At 56.2% G+C, this 25,824-nt stretch carries 15 protein-coding genes; 14 read left to right on the top strand and 1 reads right to left on the bottom strand.

Going from position 1 to position 25,824, the window contains the following annotated elements; genetic code table 11:
- Positions 1 to 10: 10 nt before the first annotated feature.
- Positions 11 to 1,102, bottom strand: coding sequence for a bifunctional nicotinamide-nucleotide adenylyltransferase/Nudix hydroxylase (locus tag K7I12_RS01285; protein WP_231662743.1), 1,092 nt, complete (start codon positions 1,100 to 1,102; stop codon positions 11 to 13).
- 155 nt (positions 1,103 to 1,257) lie between these two features.
- Between K7I12_RS01285 and K7I12_RS01280 the strand changes: the two genes are divergently transcribed.
- From K7I12_RS01280 to K7I12_RS01215, 14 genes are all read left to right on the top strand, one after another.
- The gene (locus tag K7I12_RS01280) at positions 1,258 to 2,190 is read left to right on the top strand and encodes a YihY/virulence factor BrkB family protein (protein ID WP_031383460.1); all 933 of its coding nucleotides are present in this window, start codon (positions 1,258 to 1,260) and stop codon (positions 2,188 to 2,190) included.
- A 390-nt stretch (positions 2,191 to 2,580) separates the two neighbouring features.
- On the top strand, positions 2,581 to 10,884 hold the full coding sequence (locus K7I12_RS01275) for a malectin domain-containing carbohydrate-binding protein (protein ID WP_231662741.1): 8,304 nt from the start codon (positions 2,581 to 2,583) through the stop codon (positions 10,882 to 10,884).
- Between the two features lie 740 nt (positions 10,885 to 11,624).
- A complete protein-coding gene (locus K7I12_RS01270) occupies positions 11,625 to 12,749 on the top strand; it encodes a polysaccharide export protein (protein WP_231662740.1) in 1,125 nt (374 codons plus the stop codon).
- 6 nt (positions 12,750 to 12,755) lie between these two features.
- A complete protein-coding gene (locus K7I12_RS01265; RefSeq protein ID WP_231662739.1) occupies positions 12,756 to 13,223 on the top strand; it encodes a low molecular weight protein-tyrosine-phosphatase in 468 nt (155 codons plus the stop codon).
- On the top strand, positions 13,220 to 15,460 hold the full coding sequence (locus tag K7I12_RS01260; RefSeq protein WP_231662737.1) for a polysaccharide biosynthesis tyrosine autokinase: 2,241 nt from the start codon (positions 13,220 to 13,222) through the stop codon (positions 15,458 to 15,460). The genes K7I12_RS01265 and K7I12_RS01260 overlap by 4 nt, the downstream gene beginning before the upstream one ends.
- Before the next feature lie 35 nt (positions 15,461 to 15,495).
- A complete protein-coding gene (locus K7I12_RS01255) occupies positions 15,496 to 17,295 on the top strand; it encodes an ABC transporter ATP-binding protein (protein WP_231662736.1) in 1,800 nt (599 codons plus the stop codon).
- Between the two features lie 138 nt (positions 17,296 to 17,433).
- Positions 17,434 to 18,333 carry a glycosyltransferase family 2 protein gene (locus K7I12_RS01250; RefSeq protein ID WP_231662735.1) on the top strand — a complete coding sequence of 300 codons (900 nt, stop codon included), beginning with the start codon at positions 17,434 to 17,436 and terminating at the stop codon, positions 18,331 to 18,333.
- 34 nt (positions 18,334 to 18,367) lie between these two features.
- On the top strand, positions 18,368 to 19,465 hold the full coding sequence (locus K7I12_RS01245; RefSeq protein WP_231662734.1) for a glycosyltransferase: 1,098 nt from the start codon (positions 18,368 to 18,370) through the stop codon (positions 19,463 to 19,465).
- Positions 19,465 to 20,832, top strand: coding sequence for a phenylacetate--CoA ligase family protein (locus K7I12_RS01240; RefSeq protein WP_231662733.1), 1,368 nt, complete (start codon positions 19,465 to 19,467; stop codon positions 20,830 to 20,832). The genes K7I12_RS01245 and K7I12_RS01240 overlap by 1 nt, the downstream gene beginning before the upstream one ends.
- A 96-nt stretch (positions 20,833 to 20,928) precedes the next feature.
- Entirely contained in the window at positions 20,929 to 22,161 is a 1,233-nt protein-coding gene (locus K7I12_RS01235; RefSeq protein ID WP_231662732.1) for a hypothetical protein, read from the top strand.
- Positions 22,162 to 22,163: 2 nt separating this feature from the next.
- Positions 22,164 to 23,279 carry a glycosyltransferase family 4 protein gene (locus tag K7I12_RS01230; RefSeq protein WP_231662731.1) on the top strand — a complete coding sequence of 372 codons (1,116 nt, stop codon included), beginning with the start codon at positions 22,164 to 22,166 and terminating at the stop codon, positions 23,277 to 23,279.
- The gene (locus tag K7I12_RS01225) at positions 23,269 to 23,934 is read left to right on the top strand and encodes a sugar transferase (protein ID WP_231662730.1); all 666 of its coding nucleotides are present in this window, start codon (positions 23,269 to 23,271) and stop codon (positions 23,932 to 23,934) included. Before K7I12_RS01230 ends, K7I12_RS01225 begins: the two co-directional genes overlap by 11 nt.
- Positions 23,934 to 24,770, top strand: a complete 837-nt coding sequence (locus tag K7I12_RS01220; protein ID WP_231662729.1) for an aldolase/citrate lyase family protein — start codon at positions 23,934 to 23,936, stop codon at positions 24,768 to 24,770. Before K7I12_RS01225 ends, K7I12_RS01220 begins: the two co-directional genes overlap by 1 nt.
- Positions 24,767 to 25,747: a D-2-hydroxyacid dehydrogenase gene (locus K7I12_RS01215; RefSeq protein ID WP_231662727.1), complete on the top strand. Its 981-nt coding sequence runs from the start codon at positions 24,767 to 24,769 to the stop codon at positions 25,745 to 25,747. Before K7I12_RS01220 ends, K7I12_RS01215 begins: the two co-directional genes overlap by 4 nt.
- The last annotated feature ends 77 nt before the right edge of the window (positions 25,748 to 25,824 follow it).

The following is a 25,824-nucleotide window of genomic DNA, read 5'->3' as shown; positions in this document are numbered from 1 at the left end:
AGCGCAGCGGTCAGGGCACGGCCCAGCCCGCCGGCAGGCCGAGAAAGTTCTGGATGATGAAGAAGTGATCCTCGAACAGCGTGTCCGGTTCGAGATCGGCCAGCGCCACCCAACGTGCCTGCTCACCGCCCTTGGCGGGTTTCAGCTGCGGTAAGCGTTGTTCGGGGCGCAGGGCGAAATAGAAGGCCTCGGCGAGGGTACGGCCCCGCCAGCTGCGATGCGGATTGTCGAACAGCCGCTGGTCGCGTAGCGAGCCCTTGAGTACCGGCTCGGGGACTTTCAGCCGCACCCGTTCGCGGAGTTCACGCAGACAGGCATCCTGCAGGCGTTCATGGGGGTTGATGAACCCGCCCGGCAAGGCCAGCAGGCCCTTGCCGGGGGCGGCATTGCGGCGCACCAGCAATACGTGCCCGGACTGCACCACCACCGCATTGACGGTGACGAAGATCGGCGGGTAGGGCGCCTGGGCCCAGGCGCTGCGGTATTGCTCGAGCAATTGCTGTTCTTCGAGCAACTGCTGGCTGGCTTCGGATTCGTGGAAGGCATTCAAGGCGCGATGCACGTTTGCCGGTAGATCGTGCGCGGCGCCGGTCGATAGATAGTCACTGGCCGAATTGCGGGAATGAAAGAGCCGCTCGCGGATTCGGCTCGCCGAGATACCGTCGACCAGCGGCACGCTGACCGATTCCCACTGCGGAAACAGACTCAGGAAATAGCTCGACTGACCGCGGCTGGCGCCGATCAGCCCGATACGCGGCAGCTTGCCCTGCTTGCCTTGGCTAGGACGCGCAATGTCGCGCACCTTGCGTTGGACGTCACGTACCCAGACATCGTCGTTATACAGTGCATCGAGCAGCGGTTCGATCTCGAGCCGGGCGTTGTCGGCGCCGTTGAAATCGCTGCGCAGCATGTCGCGGCGTTCCTCGAAGCGCCACGGGTTGCGCAGCGAGCGTGCTTGCCAGGCCGAGCCGATCAGCACGATGACCTGGCGTGCTCGCTTGAGCGCTTCACGGATCACCGCCAGGTGACCCAGATGGGGCGGTTGAAAACGCCCGATGAATACCAGGCAATCGAAATCGGGCTGCTGCATCGCGTCGGACATGGGCGCTCCGGTCAGATGGGCGCGGCCATTATGGGCGGCCGCTCACGGCACTACAAGCCTGCTACCGCAGCGCGATACCGGGAGGCAAGACGCTTTTCGCATGCCGGAAGCGGCCCGGTTATGCTGAGTGCATCGTTACGCCCGGGAATTCATCTGTGATCGCCAAGACCATCGCCTACTGGTTTCGCATCGTGCGCGACGCGACCAAACTGTGGCTCGACCACAACGCCTTCAGTTATGCCGGCTCGCTGGCCTTCTACACCCTGTTTTCGCTGGCTCCGACGGTGATCATCGCCGTCACGGTGATCGGCGTGGTGCTGGGCGAGGATGCGGCGCAGGGCGAGATCGTCGCGAACCTCCAGGGGCTGATCGGGCCCGATGCGGCGCAAGCCGTGCAGAACGCCGTCTCGGCCTCGCGCCTCGAAAGCTCGGGGCTGCTGCCCACGCTGCTCGGGGTCGGTACGCTGCTGATAGGGGCGACCACGGTATTCGCCCAGATGCAGTATTCGCTCAACAATCTGTGGGGCGTGACTGCCAACCCCGACCGCAACAGCCTGCTGATCTTTCTGCAGAAGCGTGTGCTGTCGATGGCGATCGTGGTGTCGATCGGCTTCGTGCTGCTGGTGTCGTTGGTCCTGGGGGTGGCGCTGCGGGCGGCGTTTCGCTATGCCGGCGGCTGGCTGCCGGGGACCGAGGTTCTGCTCAGTGTCGGTGAACTGGCGTTATCGCTATTGGTGATCGCGCTATTCTTCGCCACGATCTTCAAGATCCTGCCGGATGTCGTGCTGCGCTGGCGGGATGTGATGGTCGGCGCGCTGGTTACCGCGATATTGTTTGCCATCGGCCGTTACGCGATCGCCGCCTATCTGGCCTATACCGCCACCGCTTCGACCTATGGGGCCGCGGGCTCGCTGGTGCTGATTCTGCTGTGGGTCTATTACTCATCGCTGATTCTGTTGTTCGGGGCAGCGCTCACGCGAACGCATTTCGAGGCGCGCGGCCATGACATCGTTCCGCGCAACATGGCGGTGCGGGTCAGGCATGAGCTGCTGATGAAGGGGCGTTCCGGATCGGACCCGTTTTCATGATTCGCGCACCTGCTTATTCGTTATTAGAAAAACCATCATGGCTCATGTTGCCATTCGCGATAAATAGCTAGAGCCGTATAGGCAAGAATAGGAAATAAATGCTCTGAAAAATAACCACCGAGTTACGTAACGTTCATTCTTGTAAAATTTCGTGAATTAGCTGATTTTAACAGTAATCAGGAGCGATAACCGGCTTCGAAAAGCCACATTGCCGACCATGAAATATAAAGGGCTTATTCTTCAATAACTCATGGTCACTCGAACGAAGAATCGACTATGTTTCGATTCTCTCCGATGTTTTCTTACTTTCGATAATGTGGTGGCCCGCTCGCGCCCTGATGAACGATTTTCTGACTGAAACCGGCTAACACGTTCACGGGATGTTCAAGCATGGTCACCAACAATTTTTCCAAGAGCAGTCTCGACCTCAACGGTATCGTCTCTCTGGCTCAGCCGACGGCGCTGGCGTGGGGGCCGGATGGGCGCCTTTACGTGACGGAAGTCAATGGCAGCGTCAAGGTGCTTACCGTCGCCTTCGGCGATCCGACCCCCGGCGACGCAAGTGACGTGAACTCATTCTATGTCACCGAGGCCGAAACGCTCGGCCTGGTCAAGAACATCCCCAACTTCAACGATGATGGCAGCCCTGCCGTCAGCAGCGGGCGTCAGGTGACCGGTATAGCGGTCGTCCAGCAGTATGACGTTGCCGGTCAAGCCGTAACGATCGGTGGCAAGCCGGCGGTGACCCTCTACGTCACTTCCAGCGACAGCCGTATCGGTGCAGGCGCCGATGGTAACGACACGGGCCTCGACACCAATTCCGGCACGATCACCCGGATCGATCAGATCGAAACCGGCTGGTCGGCCGTCGATATCGTTCGTGGCCTGGCGCGCTCGGAAGAAAATCATGCGCTCAATGGTCTGGAGGTCGTCCAGGAGTTCGATGACGCAGGTAATCTGACCGGTCAGCGCCTGATCGTGGCCAATGGCGGCAATGCCAACAATGGGGCGCCATCCAACAATTTCGGCGGCCAGCAGGAGACCGCCTATAGTGCCGCGATTCTCGAGATCGACCTCGATCAACTCAACGCCATGGAGACGCTCACCGATCCGCTGTCGGGACGCCAGTACATCTATGACGTGCCTACGCTGGATGATCCGACACGCGACGGCAATCCTGACGAAAACGATCCCTTCGGCGGCAACGATGGCCTCAATGGCGGCAAAATCGATCCCGACGGTCCTGTGCAGATCTACTCGGCGGGATATCGCAACTCTTATGATGTCGAGGTGACCGAAGACGGTCGGATCTGGACCTACGACAACGGCAGCAACAACAGTTGGGGCGGCCGACCGATCGGCGAGGCGGGTGACGATGGCGGGACGGTGGATTATGCGCAACTGGCCAATTACATCGCCACGAACCTCAACAATGGCGACGGCAATAGTGGCGACCCCATCAACCTGGAGAACTGGGATCCCAAGAACTACGACCAGTTTCACGAGATCACCCGCTCCGACGACCTGGCCGGGCGCACACTGTCGGCCGGCCAGGGTGGTGCGGCCACCTATGAGTGGCTGGACCCGGACAGCGGCGAGACGCTGACGCTGGTCTATGGCGGCCATCCCAACCCCACCCGCGCGAGTGGGGGGCAATCGGGCATTCTCTTCACCCCTCAGAATGGCGTGCAAAATGCCTTTCTGCTGTTATCGAACGTCGACAAGGAGGGTCCCGACAGCAGCGACTACGATGCGGTGATCGCCTGGCTGGCCGAGGTCGAGAGCAATTACGACACGCTGGCACGGGGTGACCTGACCGGTAGGGTGATCGGCGTCACGCCGGGCGAGTCGTACTACATCACCGACGTGGGCAAGGCCTATCTCACAAGCGACTATCCCGACGGCACGACGAGCATCAACGGTGAAGCGGTGCTTGGGGTGGGTGGCATGCCGGTGGATTTCGACGATGTCGTCGCCACTCTCAATCCCATCGAGAGCGACTACCTCGAGGGTGGATATACCGATGGCTCCGTCGACTCCGGCAAGGGCTCGGTCAACGGCTTGACCGAATACACCTCGACGATACTCGACGATCCCGAGAGCGGCGTGAAGATGTCCGGGGCGATCCTCGCCGCCAGCCTCAACCAGGGCACGCTGACCGTGATGGGGCGTGACGCCGATGGCAGCATGCAGTCCGTGGTCGGCAGCAGCGGGCAGACGCTGGCCCAGGACCGCACCGTCGTCGACGTCAGCGGGGCGCCGCTGGGACTGGCGTCGATCGGCGACGATCTCACCGCCTTCGAGGGCGAGAAGGCCTTTCAAGGCTCGGTATGGACCACGGTCTACAAGCAGAACGGACCGCTGATCGAGATCCTGCAGCCCAATAACGGGGCGGTGCCGCTGGCTGGCAGCGAAATCATCGATCCCACTGATCAAGATGGCGATGGCGTCGACCACTTTAACGATCCCTTCGAGTTCAGCACCGACAACGGCTTCGACCTGGGCGTGGGCGAGCGGGTGCTGCTTGATTTCGACACCACGCAAAGCCCTTATCCTGGGACGATCCTTGATACGGGGCTGATGGGAGCGGCGCTGGATGGCGTCACGCCCAACCGCGATGCCAAGACGGCGGAAGAGGGCTTTGACGCGGACCAGCAGGAAGATGGCCTCTACGACCTGGGGGGTAACATCATTCCCGGTGGCAATGCGCCGATCTTCCAGATCAAGAAGGTAGCCGGGGGCACCGTTGTCGGGACCGAGAACAGTGCGCGCGACGCGATGCACGTCGGCATCAAGCCGGGGCCGGACGTCGAGCGTCTGATGATGAGCTCCAAGATCAAGAACTGGATTCCCGCACAGACCAGCGGGGTCAAGAACGGCCAGCTCACCGGGATCATGCTCAGCGATGGAACTCAGGCCAACTACCTGCGCCTGGTCTTCGGGGCCGTGATGATCGATGGTGTCCTGGCGGCCGGTTTCGAGGTCGGCTATGAGATTGACGACAACTATACCCAGCTGACCAGCGTTGCCGCGCCGGAGCTCGGCAATAGCGATGTGGCGAGGCTGGATCTGTATCTGGAGGTGGATATCGGCGATGGCTTCGCGGTCAAGGCGGGCTATCAACTGGATAATGCCGACGGCATCACGTCACTGGATCTGGGCAACTTCACACTCCCTGCAGGCGTGCTCCAGGATATCCTGACTGGATCGCACACCATTACCGATGGCGATACCACGCTGCCCTCAGGTGCGGCCGTGGGCTTTCTCGCCGAGACATCCGCCGCTGATGCGGCCAGCGAAAGTAGGCTGGCGGCGATCGATTTCTATAATCTGCGCATCGATGCGCTGAGCAACGAAATCGCGGCCGATACCGCGGCCGAAGTCGGAGCCGAGGGGACCGACGGGGTCGATACCATCGTCTACACCGGTACCGATACCGATCTGGCTCCCTTGGACGACAGCGTCGAGAACTTCGACGGCAGCGGCTCCTCCGCCGACTTTACGGTCACCGGCAATAACGGCGACAACATCCTGATCGCTGGTTCGGGAGCCAATACCTTCATCGGTAATGGTGGTGCCGACAGCATCCGTGGGACATTCGCGGATATCGATGGCAGCGTGATCACCGACTTCATGTCGGACGATCGCCTGGTAATTCTCGACTCTGTACTGGAAGCCGGCCATATCGGCTACAGCACGGTGAATGGTGTATTGACGCTGACCCTGACCGATCCGCAGACCGGCGAAACGGCGACGCTGAGCCTGCCCGGCGACCAGTTCGCCGGCTTCGATCCGGCGGACGGGCCCTCGACGTTCGATGTCGAGCAGACCGAGCATGGTACCCAGATCTCCTACAAGATCGAAACGCTGCTCTATCGGGTCAACGCCGGGGCCGGCACAGTAGCCGCCATCGACGGCGGCATGGACTGGCTGGGGGATACCGATTCCGGCTTCCCCTACCTGGCCGGTAATACGGCGGATACCTACAGCAACAACATGACGAACGAGCAGAGCGAGGTCGATCTCACCCATCTCGCGAGTGATCCCGTTCCCTGGCAGCTCTTCGTCAATGAGCGAAGCGACAACGATATCGCCTTACCCAGGCTGGAGTACGCCTTCCCGGTCACGCCCGGTGGAAACTACACGATCACGCTGTATTACACCGAGAACTGGGCCGGCCTCTTCGATTACGGCGGCGACCGCATCTTCGACGTCGAGGTCGAAGGCAGCGTGCCCGCCGTACTTGCCGGGATCAACCCGCTGCAAGAAGCCATTGACATCTACGGTGCCGATGCCAGTCAGCAGGAGCTGCTGGGTGTCGGATTCTCGCGCTCCTATACCGTGAATGTGGAAGACGACGTCTTGAATCTGGCGTTCAATCACGGCGCCCAGAATCCCAAGATCAATGCCATCGAGATCAAGCAACTGGGGCCGGGCACCGTGATACCGGACGACGCGCCACCGGTGGTCCAGTCGATCACGGTCGAGGAGCCGCTCGACAACGACAGCCCGATTCTCGCCACGGTGGTGATCACCGACAACGCGGGGATCGATCCTGACTCCCTCGATGGCAACGAGCTCGTCTTTACGGGAATCGAGCCGGCGACGGTGACGCTGGCGCCGGGGGGCGATGCGATCACGATCAGTGATGATGGCAAGACCGTGACCGTCAACTATGAACTGACGCCGCCGGCCGACACCAATTCATGGAGTGACGGTTTCTACACTGTCGGTGTCGCCGCCGATAGCTATCAGGACAAGGCCGGAAACGGCGTCACCGCCTACGAGACCGACTTCACTATTGGCTCGGTGGCTGATGCGCTTCTCGCGCTGGACTTCGAGACCGCTGGCGAGCCGCTGGACGAGGGCGGTTTCGACGACGTGCTGGGCGGGGTCAGTGACGCCGCGATGATCACCCAGATCATCGGCGGCGAGCTGGTGGTCAATACCTCGAATGGCGATATCATCAAGGGCCAGAGCGCCAACGACTTCATCAAGTACGTCGATCTCAGCGACGGCGTTCTCAATGAAATCCGCATCGCGTCGCGCTTCGACAACCCCTTCCCGGCGGCACTGGCGGCTCAGGGTCTGGCTACCGACACCATTCCCAACTATGCCCAGCAGGGCCTTGTCTTCGGGCTCGGCAGCCAGGGCAACAACGAACTGGTCAAGCTGGTGTTCGGCGGCGCCGGCGGCAACATGGTGCAGATCTGGTCGAACCCCACCGGCAAGAGCGACCCGGAGGGTGTCAACAGCGTCTACGAGCTCGGCGACCTGCTCAACGATGCCAGCCTGGGGCTGAGCGATGTGGCGGCGGTGGAGATGACGCTGGTCATCGACAAGGCCTCAGGCACGGCCACCCCGGAAGTAACCTTCCTCGGCAGCGACGGTGCGATACTTGGCGGGTTGCGCGCCACGCCGAGCGCGGGCTTCGTCACGGCCCAGGCCGAGGCGCTGCCCGGCGCGGTACTGGCGAATCTGACCGACTCGGCGGCGGCGACCGCGGTGGGCGTGACTTCGAACGACTACGGGACGCTGGGTTCGTTTGAGGCGAGTTGGGAGTATCTCAACGTCACCTCGCCGGATGCAACGGGCGACCCCGGCGGCGGCGATCCCGCACTGATTGCTATCAGCGATGCCGCGAATGCCACCGAAAGCGGCGACACGGGCACGACGGCGCTGACCTTCCTGCTCAGTGCCAACGCCGATGTCGACGCTACCTTGGATGTGACCTACTCGACCAACGGCGGGGCGACCTCTCGGACCCAGACGGTGATCTTCACCGACGGGGTCGGCGAGCTCACGATCGATGTGGCCAATGACGACGTCGACGACGGCCCCGATACGGTCACGGTCGCGCTGATCGATATCGCCGGCGAACAGTATGCCGTTGACCCGAATGCCGATACCGCCAGTGGCAGCGTGAACGAAGACGACCAGACGCAGGAACCGCCGGCCGACGGCACGTTCTTTGCGCTGGACTTCGAGACCGTTGGCGAGCCGCTGGACGAGGGCGGTTTCGACGACGTGCTGGGCGGGGTCAGTGACGCCGCGATGATCACCCAGATCATCGACGGCGAGCTGGTGGTCAATACCTCGAATGGCGATATCATCAAGGGCCAGAGCGCCAACGACTTCATCAAGTACGTCGATCTCAGCGACGACGTTCTCAATGAAATCCGTATCGCGTCGCGCTTCGACAACCCCTTCCCGGCGGCGCTGGCGGCTCAGGGTCTGGCTACCGACACCATTCCCGACTATGCCCAGCAGGGCCTTGTCTTCGGGCTCGGCAGCCAGGGCAAGAACGAGCTGGTCAAGCTGGTGTTCGGCGGGCATAAAGGCAACGCGATCCAGATCTGGTCCAATCCCGACAGCAGTGGAGGGATTGAGACGGACTACAAGCTCGACGACCTGCTCAACGATGCCAATCTGGGGCTGAGCGACGTAGCGGCGGTGGAAATGACGCTGGTCATCGACAAGGCCGCAGGCACGGTCACCCCGGAGGTGACCTTCCTCGGCAGCGGCGGTGCGATACTCGGCGGGCTGCGCGCCACGCCGACCGCGGGCTTCGTCACGGCCAGTGCCGAGGCGCTGCCCGGCGGGGTACTGGCGAACCTGATCGACTCGGCGGCGGCGACCGCGGTGGGCGTGACTTCGAACGACTACGGAATGCTGGGTTCGTACGAAGCGAGTTGGGAGTATCTCAACGTCACCTCGCCGGATGCGACGGGCGACCCCGCGCTGATCGACGCCGAGCAGATCTTCGCCGGCGCCAGCGTAGAGACGCCCGACACCTACGAGGCGGGGGCAGTCGGCTCGGCCACCGTGACGGTGACTTTGGGCTCCGATGTTCAGGAATCGAACTACGGTAACAACTCCTTCAAAGTCACTAACACCGGCGACAAGAAGATTGCGGCTGTCTTCTTCGACGTGCGCACCGCGCTTTATGGCGACAGCGTGTTCGATCCCGACGGCAAAGGCGGTGATACCGCCTTCAAGGCATGGGCCGTCGACAGCGGCGGCGGTACGGGTGCGCTCCAGCCGTCGGGCTATGAGCATTACTTCCTGCCCGGGGCCGACCCGGAACCGACCGATCCTGACAACAACGGCGGCTATCGGGGCGCGCTGCTCAAGTTCTCGGCCACGAACGATGGCGGATTCACCCAGGGGGAAGTCGTCGGCTTCAGCGGCGACATGGACCCCAATTCCATCGCCGGCATGGAAAAGGACGGTGCGGCCGGCGTCGATACCGATTCCGTGCCCGATTGGGACGTGGGCGGCGTCTCCGGCGCCGAGATGATCGGCTCGACGGCCTACATCATGTTCACCGACGGCAGCATAGCCAGTGCGCAGTTGATGGGCGACGGCAGCCAGTCCGGCGCCCAGGCGCGGGTCACCGAAGCGCCCCAGAACCAGCAGGCCAGCCTCAGCGTGAACGGCGTGCCCTCCGGCGAGGCGGGTAGTTACGGTGGTGAAGTGCCGGCGGTGCTGATCTCCGGTCCGGCCGGCGCATGGGTCCGGGTAATCATGACCAAGGGGCATCAGCCCGTGGCCAACACCACTGACAGTCTGGCGGATATCGTCGATTGGCGCCTGTCCGGCGATGACTTCCCGGTCAATAACGCGGCGGAATTCCAGTTCGTTGACGTGCAACTGGGCGCCGATGGCACCGCGGATGTTTCCGATCAGTTCACGTACAGCCAGTTTCTCAACGGCACTGCCAGTTTCCCAGGCGACGACACGCTGCCACTGGGTTTCGTCGCTGCGGTGATCGAGGATCCGACGACCTCGCGGGGATTCGCGCTGGGGCCGGTCACCGAGCCGGTCTATCTGGAATCGAACGGGACGCCGGTGAGCGAGTCGGTGACGACGAGTTCGACCGCCACGGCGCCGGAGGTCATCGGGGAAAGTGGCAACGTGTCGCTCTCGCAGGTGGATGGCGAAACCTGGACAAGCGTCACTTTCGGTGAACCGCTTGCCGATCCCGCGGTGGTCATGGGGCCGCTCACGAACAACGACGGCGAGCCGGTTACGGTGCGTGTGAATAACGTGACGGATACCGGTTTCGAGTTCCAGATCGACGAGTGGGATTACCTGGATGGTATCCATGAGCAAGAGTCGCTCAGCTGGCTGGCCATCGAAAGTGGCACCCATACCCTGGACAATGGAATGACCGTTGCCGCCGGCAAGGGTCAGGTCAGTGCCGAGGCCCAGACCTTCGGCTTCGGCATGGACTTCACCCGAACCCCCGTGGTGCTGGCCCAGACCCTGAGCGTCAATGACGCTTCGGCCGTTGTTCACCGAGTCGATGCCGTCAGCGGCAGTGGTTTCGATCTGCGCCTGCAGAGCGAAGAGGCCGCAGCCGTGCCGCACGGTACGGAATCCTTTGGTTGGATCGCCATCGATGAGGGAGCCGCCGAGGGATTATTGGCGGGGCGTACTGGGCAACAGGTGGGTGATGCGCCCTTCGAAATTCCGTTTGGCACCAGTCTCGATGATATCGCCTTCCTGGCCGGGATGCAGACGCTCAATGATGCGGATCCTGCCACCGTGCGCGCCCAGGCGATCGGTGCCGATGGAGCCACGATCTTCATCGAGGAGGAACAGTCCGGCGATAGCGAAATGGAGCATATCAGCGAGGACGTTGGTTTCGTGGGGATCAATGCTGGCCAGATCGTGAACGAAATTGCATAAGCAGCAGCCAGAAAGTACGGCGTAGCGGCTAGCTGTGATAATCGCTAGCCGCTACGTGGACCATGAAGCCGATGACCAACCACGAAGGGCAGCCCGAGCGCCAGGCTGACCCTTCGCTTTTTATTGCCAGTCAGGCATGGAATCGATAGTACTGGCCCTGGTGTGGCGGGTGGAGGTATGAGGAAAATGATCTTTATGCCATCCAGTCTTTTTGCTTTATTCATGGAATCTTTAAGCTGATTAGCGTCGTTCAGCGCCTTTCATTTTTTGTCCTGGCACCCTGACTGGGTGCGAAGCTGATGGATTGTTGTCGCCAGTTTAGATTAGTTTTCTAGTTATATGATTTTAGAATTGCTAATACCTGTTGGATTTTTGGGTGACGCCGGGGTATTGATAAATAGCTATAAAAATTTGCTTAATAGGCTGGTTTTTATCTGCAAAATATTGGCTTCAACCAACCCGGCTAATGCTAAAAGGCATGAGGAAAAACAGTTATGCAGAAGTTCCTTCAGTGAGTAAGCTTATGTAGTCAAATCTTGGTTTTTGTAACGATACTGTTAACCCGCAAGCGGTTTTCAGTGCGTTAGAGGCGGCCTGAAAGTAACGTCGCATGAAAACTCTCGGGCGGTAGCGTGGAAAAAAACGCGTAATGCAAATTCCGGATATGACATATCAATGGAGCCGTTGGTTTAGCCTCTTCCTCAAGGTTCCAACCTCTAGCGCTGAAGATGGAATCAACAATGAAAATAAAGATGCGTAACTGGTGGTCCGTTATCGTCCTTCTTTCCATGACCGTAACGGCGGGATGCGCCTTCGCGCCGGGGGGAGATATCGCTTACGATTCCGAAAAAGACGTTGCCTTGGACGATAAGGTAGATCTCGTACCTATCACGCCCGAACTCATCGCGACATACCGTGAACGGATGAACGGCATCAAGGCGCAAAGCATGACTCCGGAGTTACGTAACAAGATCGACTCCTATCAGTACGATGTGGGCCCCGGAGATGTACTGAGCATCATCGTCTACGATCATCCCGAACTCACCATACCCGCAGGTAGCGAGCGTAGCGCCGCGGAGACCGGCACCGTCGTGCATGCCGACGGCACACTCTACTATCCTTATATTGGCCGGGTGGAAGTCGAGGGCAAGACCGTCAACCAGATCCGCGACATCATTGCCCGGCGCCTATCCACTTACATTACCGACCCCCAGGTTGAGGTCAACGTCGCTGCCTATCGCTCCAAGCGGGTATATGTCAGCGGTGCGGTCGGCAATCCTGGAATGCTGCCAATCACCGACGTGCCGATGACCGTGCTCGATGCCATCAGCCAGGCGGGAGGGCCGAGCGCAACCGCTAACTGGCATGGCGTCACTCTGAACCGCGGTAGCGAGGAGATCGAATTGTCGCTGTTCAAGATGCTGAAACAGGGTGACCTGACCCAGAACCGTCTGCTCTATGCCGGCGATGTGCTGTACGTGCCTTCCGCGGAAAATGAGAATGTCGCAGTGCTGGGTCAAGTGCGCAACGCCGGCAACATCCAGGTGGGCAACGAACGCCTGACGTTGACCTCCGCCCTGGCGCGTGCCGGTGGCGTGATAGAAACCCGTGCCGAGCCTTCGGGTATCTTCGTGATTCGCGGCAATCCGCAAGGTAGCGAGAAACTTGCCACCGTCTATCAGTTGGATATCACGAACGCCGTGGCACTGAACATGGGAACTTACTTCCCGCTGGAGCCGCAGGATGTAGTCTACGTCACGGCAGCACCGCTGGCACGTTGGAACAACGTCATCAGCCTCCTGTTACCGTCGGTGACCCTGCCCGGTTCGGTCGCTAATTCCTCGAACGAAATTGGCGATCTGTAAGCCTTCATGTTCGAAACAATACTCGTGGTGTGCAGAGGCAATATCTGTCGCAGCCCGGTCGGCGCCGCCTTGCTCGAGACGCATCTGCCGGGGCGACGGATAGCCTCGGCGGGGCTCGCCGTGGGTCAGCTCGAAGGTCACGGTGTCGCTCCCTTCGCCAGAGAGTTGGCCGAGGCCGATGGGCTGCTAGTCGATACGCACCGGGCGCGACAGATTCACCGCGAGATGATCGAATCCGCCGACTTGGTGCTGGTCATGAGCGAAGGCCAGCGTCGACATATTGGCGAACTCTCGCCGGCTGCGATCGGCAAGACCATGCTCTTCGGACGCTGGTTACCGGATGGCAGTATTCAGGGATACGAAATTCCCGATCCCTATCGCAAGAGCCGTGAGGCCTTCGTTCACGTTCATCAGTTATTGATCTGTGCCGCCGACACCTGGCGAGCCAAACTCAGGGACTGCCCCCCGCTATGACCAGTCTCATCCCAAGAAATGCCATATCTTCAGAACAACCCTTCCCGGCGGTGGCAAGAAGCACGGCCTCAAGCGATGAAACCATCGACTTGGGGCGCATGTTCGGATTGCTGGTGGACAACAAATGGAAGATCCTCTTCGTCACGTTTCTGTTCGCCCTCGGTGGCATACTCTACGTGCTGCTGGCGACACCCATCTATCAGGGCGATGCGCTGGTCCAGGTCGAGAAGACGGGAGGTCCCGGTAACAGCCAAGAAGAAGTGGCCGCATTGCTTGGCAAAGAGGGACCCAGTTCCGCCGCCCAGATGGAGATATTGCAGTCGCGCTTGATTCTCGGGCGAGCGGTATACCAGGTCAATCTGGATACGGTGGTGAAGCCTGTGACGCCACCGGTACTGGGCGATGCGCTGATTCGCTACGCTATCCCGCGCCCCGCATTCGCCCAGGGTCGGCCGGAAATCTGGGCTAACGAGGAGATCCGGGTCGAGTCGCTGAGTGTAGGGCCTGAGGCCATTGGCCAGCCGCTGACGTTCGAGGTGCTGGATGAAGGCCGTTACCGTCTGTTGAATGAGGAAGGTCAACCTTTGGGGACGGGCATCGTAGGGGAAATGCTGCAGATTCAATCGCCCTGGATCGAGCTCGAAGTCGGTGATATCCAGGCGCCTCCGGGTGCCCAGTTCATTGTGATGAAGCGCAGTCGGCAAGCGGCCATCGGCTCTCTCAAGTCGCGCTTCACAGTGGCTCAGAAGGGTACCGATACGGGAGTTCTGGAGCTGACGTTGACGGGACCAGATCCCGCCGAGATCAACACCACGCTGGATGCGATTACCGAAGTGTATTTGGCGCAGAACATTGCGCGCCAGGCGGCTGAGGCAGAACAGAGCCTGGCGTTTCTCGAAAAGCAAATGCCCAAAGTGCGCGATCAGCTAAAGGAGGCGGAAGATCGCCTGAATCTTTACCGGTCAGAACAGGACAGCGTCAATCTCACCCTCGAAACCCAGAATATGCTGACCGGCATGGTGGATATCGAGGCTCGCCTGAACGAACTGCAGATGCAGGAGTCCGAGCTGTCGCGGCGCTACACGCCCAATCATCCGGTCTACGCCGCGCTTCTGGAGAAAAAGGCGCAACTTCAGCGCGAGCAGGCCAATCTTGAGCAGCGCACCGCCAACCTGCCCGAGACCCAGCAGCAGATCCTGCGTATGACGCGCGATGTGGAAGTCACCCAGCAGATCTACGTTCAACTGCTCAATCGCATGCAGGAGCTCAACATTGCCAAGGCCGGCACCGTGGGCAACGTGCGCATTATCGATTCGGCCGTGGTCGGCACTGGTCCCATCGCGCCCAAGACAATGACGGTCGTGCTTCTGTTTGCTGTACTTGGTGCCATGCTGGCAACGGTAGCAGTAATAATACGTGGCTTGTTCAACCGGGGTATCGAAAGTCCCGAACAGCTGGAAGAGCTGGGCCTGCCGGTCTATGCCACGATCCCGCTCTCCGAAGACCAGTTGAAACTGGTCAAGCGCATCAAACACCGCCACGACAAGACGGGCAAGCCCGTCAACAGTGGTCTGCTGGCCAAGGCCAAACCCACCGACACCGCCGTCGAGGCCCTGCGCGGGTTACGCACCAGCATGCACTTCGCCATGCTGGACGCGACCAACAACTGCCTCATGATCACCGGTCCAAGTCCCGAGATCGGTAAAAGCTTCGTCAGCTCCAACTTGGCGGTGGTATGCGCGCAGTCCGGTCAGCAGGTCCTACTGATCGATGCCGACATGCGCAAGGGGACCATTCATCATGCCTTCAACGATCGTTCGGAAGCGGGGCTCTCCGAGGTCCTGTCCGGCAGGCTGGATCTGCAGCATGCAATTCGGGCCAGCGAACTGGAGGGGCTGTATTACATGTCGCGCGGTATCGCGCCGCCCAATCCGTCAGAACTGCTGATGCAACAGAGCTTTACCGAGTTGCTTCATCAGGTAAGCGCACAGTACGACCTGGTGATCATCGATACGCCGCCCACGCTTGCGGTGACCGATGCCGCCATCGTCGGCAAGCAGGTCGGTACCAGCCTGCTGGTGGCACGTTTCGAGATGAATCCGCCGCGGGAGGTCAGAATCGCCCTGCGGCGCCTGCAAAACGCGGGTGTCGAAGTGAAAGGATGCATTCTCAACGCCATGGAACGTAAGGCTGCCGCGAGCTATGGCTATGGCGATTACAGCTACTCCTACAAGTAATTACCTGGCTGGGACACGATAATATGCTGCGGAATATGAAAGAACTCTACCAACTGCTCACCAAGCAGCAGCGTAGGAAATTGCTTTATCTTCAAGCATTGGTCGTTGTCATGTCTTTTGCCGAAATCGCTAGCGTTATATCCATCGGTCCCTTCATGGCGTTGGTGGGAGATATGAGCCAGCTACGGGGAGATGGCCTGCCGGCGAATCTGTACCAGCTGAGTGGACTCTCTTCACCCCAAGTTTTCCTGTTCTGGATGGGGGTAGGTGTACTCGCCGTTCTGCTATTGGCTGCGTTGTTCTCGATGTACACTGTTTGGCGCTTGGCATTATACAGTACTTATATCGGCGCTGATTTATCTCGACGTTTATTTAAACATTATATGTACCAACCTTGGCTATTTCATGCGAATGGTAGCAGTAGTGAGTTGACTAACCAGATTTCTCAGGAGTCTCTGCGCGTAACCAACTTCATTATCAATCCTCTCATGCAAATAAATGCCAAGCTGGTTATGGTTACTCTGCTGGGGTTAGCGATATTCTTCTATAATCCAGCAGTCGCAATCGTGGGAACTTTTATATTTGGTATGTCGTACATCCTTCTGTATCGTGCGGTTCGTAGACGTTTAACAGAAAATGGAAAAAAGGTATCCGAACAGCAAGCACTGAGATTCAAATTAATGGGAGAAGGATTTGGAGGTGTTAAAGATACACTGTTGCTGGGTAGACAAGAAATATTCATTGAGCGATTCAAGGCTGCGAGCGAGAGTTTTGCCAAGAGCCATGGCACAACGCTCGCGCTTGGCCAGGTGCCTCGCTATGCAATAGAAGCAATCGCTTTTGGCTCGGTCATTTTCCTCGTGATTTACCTTTTGTCTTCCCATGAGGGAAGCTTGGGCAGCATTCTCCCGGTGCTATCCATATATGCCTTGGCGGGCTTCAAGCTATTACCCGCGTTCCAAAAAATTTACGCAGGTATTTCGAGTATTCGCGGTAACTTATCAGCTTTTGAGGCGATTCGAGATGGCTTACAGGCCGGTACGAATAATTATGTGGTCGCATCATCACATAGAGCCGAGACTGATATCATGGGCCAGCTTGTACCGAAGAAAACCATTGAGCTGAGCGATATCACTTTTACCTATCCAGGTAAGGAAGAACCCGCGTTGAATGGCCTATCCTTGACAATCCCTGCCAAAAAAGTTGTGGGCCTTGTGGGGGCTTCAGGGTCAGGAAAAACGACCACGATAGATATTATTTTAGGCTTGATTGCTCCACAACAAGGAAACATACTCATCGACGGAGTCCCACTTCGCGAAGAGGACAAAAGAGCATGGCAGGATGTGCTTGGCTTCGTATCGCAGAGCATTTTTCTCAGCGATGCCAGCATTCGAGAAAATATTGCCTTCGGATTGCCTCCAGAAGAAATCGATGAGGCAGGCATTATGCATGCAGCCAGCATGGCGCATTTGGACAAGCTGCTCGCCGAACTTCCTGAAGGTTTGGATACTTTTGTTGGTGAGCGTGGCGTCCAGCTTTCTGGCGGTCAACGTCAGCGCATCGGAATTGCCCGAGCACTATATGGCAATTCCGAAGTTTTGGTGTTTGACGAGGCGACCAGTGCCTTGGATGGCATTACTGAGAAATTGATCATGGATGCCATTCATGATTTTTCAGGTAGCAAAACCATCATCATGATCGCCCATCGTTTGGCGACAGTTAAGCAATGTGACGTCGTTTACTTGATCAGCCAAGGAAAAGTCGTCGATCAGGGGCGCTACGAAGATTTAATAAAAAGAAATGAAGTTTTCAAGCGCATGGCGGAACATGCATGATTTAATTTGTTTTTTAACGCCGCATAATAAATCAGTAGCATCAACATAACATTCTGCGTGTTCTTGATTTATCAAGAAGCCTGGAAAAGCCTGTGAATCTTTGGTTCTGCACATTCCGAACATGTGCTTGGAGTAACGATGGATAATCTTCGCCTTCCTGTCTCCGTTGTGATCACGACATATAACGATGCCGAATACTTGGAACAAGCATTAAATTCAGTAATAAAACAAACTATATTACCTACTGAAGTGATCATTGTTGACGACGGCTCGGAAACTAATAAGGCTGAGAGGATAGTAGGAGAGAAGTTTTGGGGGACTCCGTTAGATCTGACTTATTATAGAAAGAATAATGGTGGACCATCGAGCGCAAGGAATTATGGTCTGAAGTGTTCCAGACAAAAGTATCTGGCTTTTTTGGATGTCGATGATCGCATGCTGCCAGAGAATTTGGAGTCGAAATTTAAACTAATAGATAGCCTGCCTAATAATTATTTTTCCGTTTACGGCAGCTATATAATTAGCAGGAATAACAAGGAGGCAAACTACAGGGATTATGATGGTGCTCCGCCTACATCTTTGATAGGTAGAAGAGATGGGATTCCCGGCTGTGTATATAGTTATCTTTTTAGAAGAGATCTCTTAGATGAAGTGGGAGGTTTTGATGAGGAGTTGACACATAACGAAGACTTTGACCTATTGATTCGTTTGATTAAAAAAGGTCATTACTGCAGGGGGAGTACAGGACCTGGGCTATATAGAAATTACCGACCAGGTTCGCTGACTCGAAATACTAAATATTATGAAGTTTATAATGCAGTATCACTTTTTCTAAGCAAAGCACAGGATAACGACTATTTTAGTGAGGAAGAGCTCAACAAGCGACGAAAGAGCAATAGCCTATCGTTGGCTAGAAAACTATTTCTTGGCGGGAAACCTAAAGGACATGTAAAATCAGCTCTGCTCGAAGCGTTTTCATATAGCAAACCATCTTCTTATAAAGAATATTTGGCCTACCTGTTTTGCAAGATAATTTAAACGCTAGAGAGACTCGATTGAGAAGAGTGAGCTTGTGAAAATCATACAATTCATTTCTAGCCCTGCGCCAGGTGGCGCCGAGATTTATGTCCGAGACCTTGCTGTGCATATGGCGAATCTGGGTCATGAGATATTAATTATCTTTTTGAGCGACTCGAAAAGCATTGGGCGAGATCAAGATTTCGAAAACGAATTCTTAGCGAAGCTTACAGAGTCTAATGTGAAGTATTCTATTTTAGGATCACGTTCACGATGGGATTTGTTCCTATGTTTCTTTAGGCTACATAAGATAATTAAAGATTTTTGTCCGGACGTGTTGCATGCACACCTACACTACGCTGTAGTGTACCTCTCCGTTTTCAGTAAGAAAATAATTTATACGCATCATAGTATTCAGCCTGGCGTACCTTTGTTTTTATACAGGCTTTATAACATTAGAATATGCAAATATATAGGAATTTCAAAAGCCTGTCAGAAGGCTCTTGCCTCTTACACGGGAAAATCCATAGAGCGCATAGACAATGCAGTGGATAGCTCACGTTTAAATTTTAATATCCCAAGACCTGATGAGAGGCATGAAGATAATCCAATTGTTATTCTAGCTGTTGGTCGAATAACCCCTGTTAAAAACTATGACATGCTGGTAGATGTTGGTGCTGAGCTTCTTAGGACCGATGAAAATTTCAAGATCATCTTAGCGGGTGAAGGGGCGCCTGAGCATGTGGACCGCTTAAAGGGGCGAATAAACGCACTTGGTCTGAGCGAACATTTCCAGTTACTTGGCCAGTGTAACGATATTTCTGAGCAGCTCAGCAAAGCTGATATTTTTGCCATGACATCTAAATTCGAAGGGTTACCCATCTCCTTGCTGGAGGCAAGTCTTGCGGGTCTTCCGGCGATAGTGACTAATGTAGGAAGCTGTGCTGAAGTAATCGAGAGATGTCAGTCTGGATATTTTATTGATTCTGGGAATGCCATTGAGTTTGCTAATAAAGCGAGAATTTTGATTAGAGATAGTGAATTAAGAACAAGGCTTTCAAAGTCTGCTTTGCAGAAATCAAATTATTATAGAATTGAGCGAAGTGTGACCCAGCATCTCGACCTGTATAAAAAAATTTCGGGAGCTAATTGATGGACGCTAAAGAACTGATACTCAATTATACACCAATTGCATTGCAAAATGTAGCAATATCAATTTTCAATACTCGCCAGTACAGGACGAGACATGGCGGCGAGTATGCCAAGAAAAGGCTATACTATAAAAAATATAGTATGGCTTCGCGCGAGGCTATCGAAAGAGAGTCTCAGCGAAAGCTGCACAACTTTCTTGTCCATGCACAAAAAAATTCAACATGGTATTCGTGTATTGCCGCCGAGGACTTAAGCGAGTTTCCGATTTTAGAAAAAAGCGATATCCTTGAAAACTTGGATGTTATTTCCACAATCAAGGAATCCGAGGGCGTGGCAAGGCTTACAGGCGGAACGACGGGCGCCTCAATGAAAGTGATCTATACACATGGTGATGTTCAGGATCGACATGCCGTATTGGATTATTTCCGATCTACTTATGGCTATGAGCTTGGCAAAAAAGTTGCCTGGTTTACTGGTAAAAAATTCGTCCGTGAAAAGGATTTGCTGAATGGGAATGTCTGCAGAGATGATCTGATAAACAAGATACGTTTCTTTTCTACATTCCATATTAACAAGAAAAGGTTTGATAGTTACTGGAGCGAGCTGCAGAAGTTCGAGCCAGAGTTCGTTGTTGGGTTTCCCTCAAGTATCTATGATCTGTGTCACATGGCATTAGAAAGAGGAGTTAGTCTTCAAGGGATAAAAGTCTTTTTTCCTACAGCTGAAACAGTTCTTCCTCATCACAGAGCGGTAATTGAAAGGGTGCTTGGTTGTCAAATTATAGATCAGTATGCATCTTCGGAGGGAGCTCCTTTCATATTGCAATGCCCGCATGGTTCCTTACACATGCACACTCTGACGGGTATTTTCGAGGTTGTTGATGAAAATATGCAGCCAGCCTCGGAAGGTGAGCTCCTTGTCACGGCATTTGCAACGTACGGTACGCCACTTATCCGTTATCGAATTGGCGATCGAGTGAAACTTGCCAGCAGTGACTATGCATGTCCATGCGGCTCGAGTTTTCCGGTAGCCGAGGCCATTTATGGTAGGTCCTCGGATTTTATATTGTCGCCTGAGAATGGTCGGGTTCGAAACCTGAGTGTCTGTACTAAAGGTGTATTAGGCATTATATCTTTTCAGGTTGTTCAATACGATACGAGCAGCATTGAAATCAATATGATTGCCGGCGCTGAATTTTCTCAAGCTCAGAAAAAAAGATTTTTAAACAATATTAGCCAACGCGTGGGCAGCAGTCTGGTAATAAATTTAAAGATGGTCGAGAACATACCCCGCGAGAAGAGCGGAAAATACAGAATAGTTAAGAACATGATTCCTCAGGAGGTTGTCGACAAATGTGGTTATTTGTAAAGAGAGTTTTTTATATTAGTGGTGTAAGGGTTTGCAGGTCTTCGTATTGCTTATTTTATTTTCTGTAATGAATATCTTCCTGGCTGGATGCTAACAATGGCAGCATATCTTTTTTTAATATTGATTGCACTTCTATCTCTCGGTGTGGTTCTGGCCGTAAGGCTAAGGTATAACTTCCTGACCACTCTTGTTCTTGTTGCATTCCTGTTTAGGTTGCTTCTTATTTATGCGGATTTCTATGGCTTTTTTTCCATTCCCGGAGCAGATTCAGACGCCGAGGTGTTCATTAACAAAGCTAGAGCGTGGTCTAGGCTAGATTGGTATGATCTGCTGGCATCTTTCAATCCAGGTAGCGCGTATATTTATAGTTCGATGGGGGCCGTTTTTTTCAAGCTATTTGGATATCACCTACTAATAATGCCTTTTTTGAATCTGCTTGCAGGTACGTTTGGGGTTGCTGTAGCGGGGGTGACTGCATATAAGATCTGGGGCGTTAGAGCCTCAAAGCTAACTTCTTTAATTTTGGCATTGTATCCATTTTCAGCATTCAACTCTGCAGTCGCTTTGCGCGAGGAGTTTTCTATACTGGCATTTATAATAGGGCTTTATTTCTTGGTGAAGTGGCTTCGTGAAGAGTCCCAGCTAGGGGTTTTCATATGCCTGGCTTTTTTTTCCATCGCGACAATGATACATCCAGGTTGGATTGCCGCTATTTTAGGGGTTGGATTTTACTCATTGTTACAATTTTTTAAATCGCTGCCTCACTTTTTTCGGGGCAGTCATGTCACAAGAAGTTATCTTGGCAAGGTTGGTTCATCGGTTTCCGTCATTGCCATATCGATCATGCTTGCAGCAGGCGGCGTTTCATTAGGCAAAGGTATTTCAATTGGTACCGAAGGTGGCGAGAGTATCGATGAGCTAATTGAATCCCGCTTCGATAGTGAACCCCGAGGCGGCTCTGCTTATCCCTCGGCTATTGCGAAAGGTGACCCTTTTTCACAGCCCTGGCTGATTCCGGCCCGGATCGTCTATTTCCTCTTCTCGCCGTTTCCCTGGGACATCAGAAGTCCTAAGCAAGCATTAGGAATGATTTCGTCGGTGCTTTACTTATTTCTGGTTTGGAAAATTTTCAAGAACTGGAAAATCATCAGGCAGCATCAGGAGTGTGTTGCGCTTCTGATCATCCTGGCGCTACTCACCTTCATTTTCGCCATCGGCGTGACCAATATCGGTACGGCCATACGGCATAAAACCAAGTTTCTCGCGCTCTTCATCATTATCGCCGCCGTGTCATTCGATTCAATCCGTTTCAGACTGCTAAGGAGGTGACGATGGACATCTTGTTCGTTGCTGGTAACGCGCGCTCCTTGATCGCCAACCGGGGCGACCTGATACGAGACATGCTGGGTAGAGGGCTGACGGTGGCGGCGGCCGTGCCTACCCGCGATTACCTGCCAGAGGTCGAGAAACTGGGTATTGACGTTTACCCGTTCGAAATGGGGCGTACCGGTATCAATCCGCTGAGCGACCTGCGTACGACGTTCTCGCTGGTTCGCCTGATGCGCCAACTTCGTCCCAAGGTCGTTTTTGGCTACACCGTGAAGCCGGTCATTTATGGTTCGGTGGCGGCAAGGATCGCTCGGGTGCCGCGCGTTTATTCGATGGTTACCGGGCTTGGGCATGTCTTCACTACACATTCGGCACGCACGCATGCCATTCGCTCCATACTCACGCGGCTCTATCGGCTGGGGATTCATTGCAGCGATCGCGTGTTCTTCCAGAACCCCGATGACGAGCGCGATTTTTCCGAGCTCGGCATCGTGCGCGACCGCGGGAAGATCGTACGCATCAACGGCTCGGGAGTGGATATCGAACGTTTCGCCCGCCAACCCCTGCCGGAAGGGGCGCCGATCTTTCTGTTCATCGGTCGACTTCTGACTGAAAAGGGAGTGGCCGAGTTCGTTGAAGCGGCGACTGCGCTCCAGGTGCGCTACCCCGCGGCGCGCTTCGTCGCTGTAGGACCTCACGATCCTTCCTTGCCCCATGCGCTAAGGGCCGCCGTGATCGAGCAGTGGAAGCAGGATGGTGTTGTCGAGCTCATCGGCAATGTCGCGGATGTACGCCCCTGGCTCGCCAAGTGTTCGGTCTTCGTGCTGCCGTCCTATCGCGAGGGGACGCCCCGCTCGGTGCTGGAGGCGATGAGTATTGGCCGAGCCATCGTCACCAGCGATGCCCCGGGCTGTCGCGAGACGGTGGTGGATGGTGTCAACGGCTTTCTCGTTCCTCCACGCGATGCGGCCTCTCTGGCCGAAGTCATGCAGCGCTTTCTGGATCGACCCGCATTGATAAACGACATGGCCGAGGCGTCACGCAGGATGGTCGAGCAGAAGTACGACGTGCGCAAGGTCAACCGCGTCATCATGGAGGCACTGGGGTATGAAAGATAAAGCGAAGCGTTCGTTGGATTGCCTCGTCAGCGCGCTCGCGCTGCTGCTGACGGCACCCATCCTGCTGCTGATCGCTCTTTGGGTGCGTCTGGACAGCAAGGGGCCGGTCCTGTTTACCCAGCCACGTATCGGGCGTGATCGTCGGCCTTTTCGGATCTTGAAGTTCCGCACAATGATCGACCGCACGGCCGAAGCCATCGATCAGCATGCCGAGCAGGTCATCACCAGCAAGAGCGACCCTCGCATAACCCGCCCGGGCCGCTTCCTGCGTGGCATGAGCCTCGATGAGCTCCCCCAGCTCTGGAACATCCTGCGCGGCGACATGAGCATCGTCGGGCCCCGACCGATCGTGCCGGAGCAACTGGAGGTCGTCCCCGAGCGATTCATGAGCCGGTTCGATGTGCTTCCGGGCCTGACCGGTCTTGCCCAGGTGCGTGGCCGTCGTAGCCTGGGCTGGCTGCAGCAGTTGGAAGCGGATGCCGAGTATGTGCGTCGCCATGGGCTGCTCTACGACATCGGCATTATCGCTAGGACGGTCGTCGTGGTATTCGGCGGAAGCGGTGTCTACGGCGAGGCGGGGCAGAACTGGCGTGCCTACCGTGACGCCCTCCGGGCGGAAAACAATGGGCAAGATTACAAGGAGACCCGCCGGTGATGGATGAACTCAAATGGATGCTGATTACTGCGAATCCGTCCGTCGCGCGCTATGCCGAGGCCTGCGGCGTGCACCGCATCTTTGTCGATATGGAGAGCCTGGGCAAGGCGGAGCGCCAGAAGCACCTGTCAGCCCATATGGCTTCGCATACCTTCGAGGATGTTGCCGCCGTTGCCGGTGTGCTGTCCGACGCGGAACTGATGGTTCGGCTCAACCCGCTGCATGCCGGGACGGCGGAGGAGGTCGACGGTGCGATTGAGCATGGGGCCCGGCGCTTGATGCTGCCCATGTTTCGCCGGCCCGAGGAGGTCGAGCGCTTCCTCGGTCTGGTCGGGGGGCGGGTCCCCGTGACGTTACTGGCCGAGACGCCCGAGGCGCTCACTCGGTTATCGACCTACATGGATGGCCTGGGATCACGGGACGAGGTGCATTTCGGCTTGAACGACCTTTCCCTGGCCATGGGATTGAATTACCTGTTCGAGCCCTTGGCCGCACGCCTGTTGGAGTTGGCAGTGGCGTTGCTGCGCGAGCGCGGCATTCCCTTCGGCTTCGGCGGTGTCGCGCGCATCGGCCAGGGTGAATTGCCTGCCGAATGGGTCCTGAGCGAGCATGTTCGGCTGGGGTCGAGCTGGGTGATTCTCTCGCGCGCCTTTCATGGCGGGGCCGACTGTGTCGAGGCGCTGGTCGAAAAGCTGGACCTGCGTGATGAACTGCATCGCCTGCGTTTGACCGAAAATGCGCTGCGTGCCGGAGACGCACACCTACTGGAATCGAATCGGCAACGTCTGGAAAAACAGGTCTTCGCCATCGCCAGAGGGAAGTGGACCCAGGCATGACGGATACCTTCGAGATCCATACATTACTGTTCCTGCAGAAGCCGGAAATACTCGAGCAACAAAGGCAGCAGGTCAGCGACAGGCTCGCCGCAGCACTTCCAGGCCTTCAGATAATGTTCGCCAGCTCTCCCGACGACATCCCGCCCGGCACCTACTTCGACGTGGTGATTACCCCGACACTGCCCTGGTTGCCTCAGTTGCTGAACCAGTTGGCAGGATATCGCTGGATCCATTTTCTTTCCGCGGGCGTGGAAAAAATCTGGGACATGGGGCTCGACAAGCCCGGCCTCTTGCTCAGCAAGAGCAGCGGCGTGAACAGCGTGCCGATGAGTGAATACGCCATCGGCGCGATGCTGCACTTCGCCAAGCAGTTCGGTCGTTTCCAGGAGCAGGGACGGGAGGCCAGATGGGAGCGCGTCTGGCTGGATGAGTTGACGGGCAGACGGGTCGCCGTGTTGGGTCTTGGGCATGTCGGCCAGGCCGTTGCCGCGCGGGCGCGTGCCTTCGACATGAGTGTCGTCGGAACGTTACGCCATCCTCGTCCGATGCAAGGCATCACGCGAGTGGTCGCACCGGAACGAACCCGGGAGCTGTTGGCGGATGCGGATTATCTTGTGGTCTGTCTGCCGCTGACCGCAAACACGCGTGGTTTCGTCGACGATGAACTCCTCACTGCCCTCAAGCCCGGTGCGGTGCTGATCGACATGTCTCGCGGCGGTGTAGTGAGTGCCGATGCGGTGCTTCGGGCGTTGGACGGGGGGCTGCTGCGCGGCGCCGCACTCGACGTCTTCGAGATGCAGCCCTTGCCGGCGGAATCCCCGCTCTGGCGACGTAGCGATGTGCTGGTGACGCCGCATGTATCGGGAACGACTCCCTATTATCTGGATCGTGCGCTAGATATTTTTTTAAAAAATGCTGACTCGCTGAGGAAGAAAAGGTGCCTTACCACCTCCGTGGATAGCGTATCTGGCTACTAAAAAAAGTGACTAAAATTATTTAACTTGGTAAGCGAATCTCTGACTCAAGGACTAGCCGACGCATAATTAATGCTCGC

The organism is Halomonas sp. IOP_31, assembly GCF_021151495.1.
In the GTDB taxonomy this organism is placed as follows: Bacteria; Pseudomonadota; Gammaproteobacteria; order Pseudomonadales; family Halomonadaceae; genus Modicisalibacter; species Modicisalibacter zincidurans.
The sequence above is the reverse complement of the archived record's forward strand: the minus strand, read 5'-3'. Positions and strand labels throughout refer to the sequence as shown.

What these genes read in the sequence shown, in the direction of transcription:
- K7I12_RS01285 (WP_231662743.1), bottom strand. Translation starts at nt 1,102, where the DNA reads ATGTCCGACGCGATGCAGCAGCCCGATTTCGATTGCCTGGTATTCATC.
- K7I12_RS01275 (WP_231662741.1), top strand. Translation starts at nt 2,581, where the DNA reads ATGGTCACCAACAATTTTTCCAAGAGCAGTCTCGACCTCAACGGTATC.
- K7I12_RS01270 (WP_231662740.1), top strand. Translation starts at nt 11,625, where the DNA reads ATGAAAATAAAGATGCGTAACTGGTGGTCCGTTATCGTCCTTCTTTCC.
- K7I12_RS01265 (WP_231662739.1), top strand. Translation starts at nt 12,756, where the DNA reads ATGTTCGAAACAATACTCGTGGTGTGCAGAGGCAATATCTGTCGCAGC.
- K7I12_RS01260 (WP_231662737.1), top strand. Translation starts at nt 13,220, where the DNA reads ATGACCAGTCTCATCCCAAGAAATGCCATATCTTCAGAACAACCCTTC.
- K7I12_RS01255 (WP_231662736.1), top strand. Translation starts at nt 15,496, where the DNA reads ATGAAAGAACTCTACCAACTGCTCACCAAGCAGCAGCGTAGGAAATTG.
- K7I12_RS01250 (WP_231662735.1), top strand. Translation starts at nt 17,434, where the DNA reads ATGGATAATCTTCGCCTTCCTGTCTCCGTTGTGATCACGACATATAAC.
- K7I12_RS01240 (WP_231662733.1), top strand. Translation starts at nt 19,465, where the DNA reads ATGGACGCTAAAGAACTGATACTCAATTATACACCAATTGCATTGCAA.
- K7I12_RS01235 (WP_231662732.1), top strand. Translation starts at nt 20,929, where the DNA reads ATGGCAGCATATCTTTTTTTAATATTGATTGCACTTCTATCTCTCGGT.
- K7I12_RS01230 (WP_231662731.1), top strand. Translation starts at nt 22,164, where the DNA reads ATGGACATCTTGTTCGTTGCTGGTAACGCGCGCTCCTTGATCGCCAAC.
- K7I12_RS01225 (WP_231662730.1), top strand. Translation starts at nt 23,269, where the DNA reads ATGAAAGATAAAGCGAAGCGTTCGTTGGATTGCCTCGTCAGCGCGCTC.
- K7I12_RS01220 (WP_231662729.1), top strand. Translation starts at nt 23,934, where the DNA reads ATGGATGAACTCAAATGGATGCTGATTACTGCGAATCCGTCCGTCGCG.
- K7I12_RS01215 (WP_231662727.1), top strand. Translation starts at nt 24,767, where the DNA reads ATGACGGATACCTTCGAGATCCATACATTACTGTTCCTGCAGAAGCCG.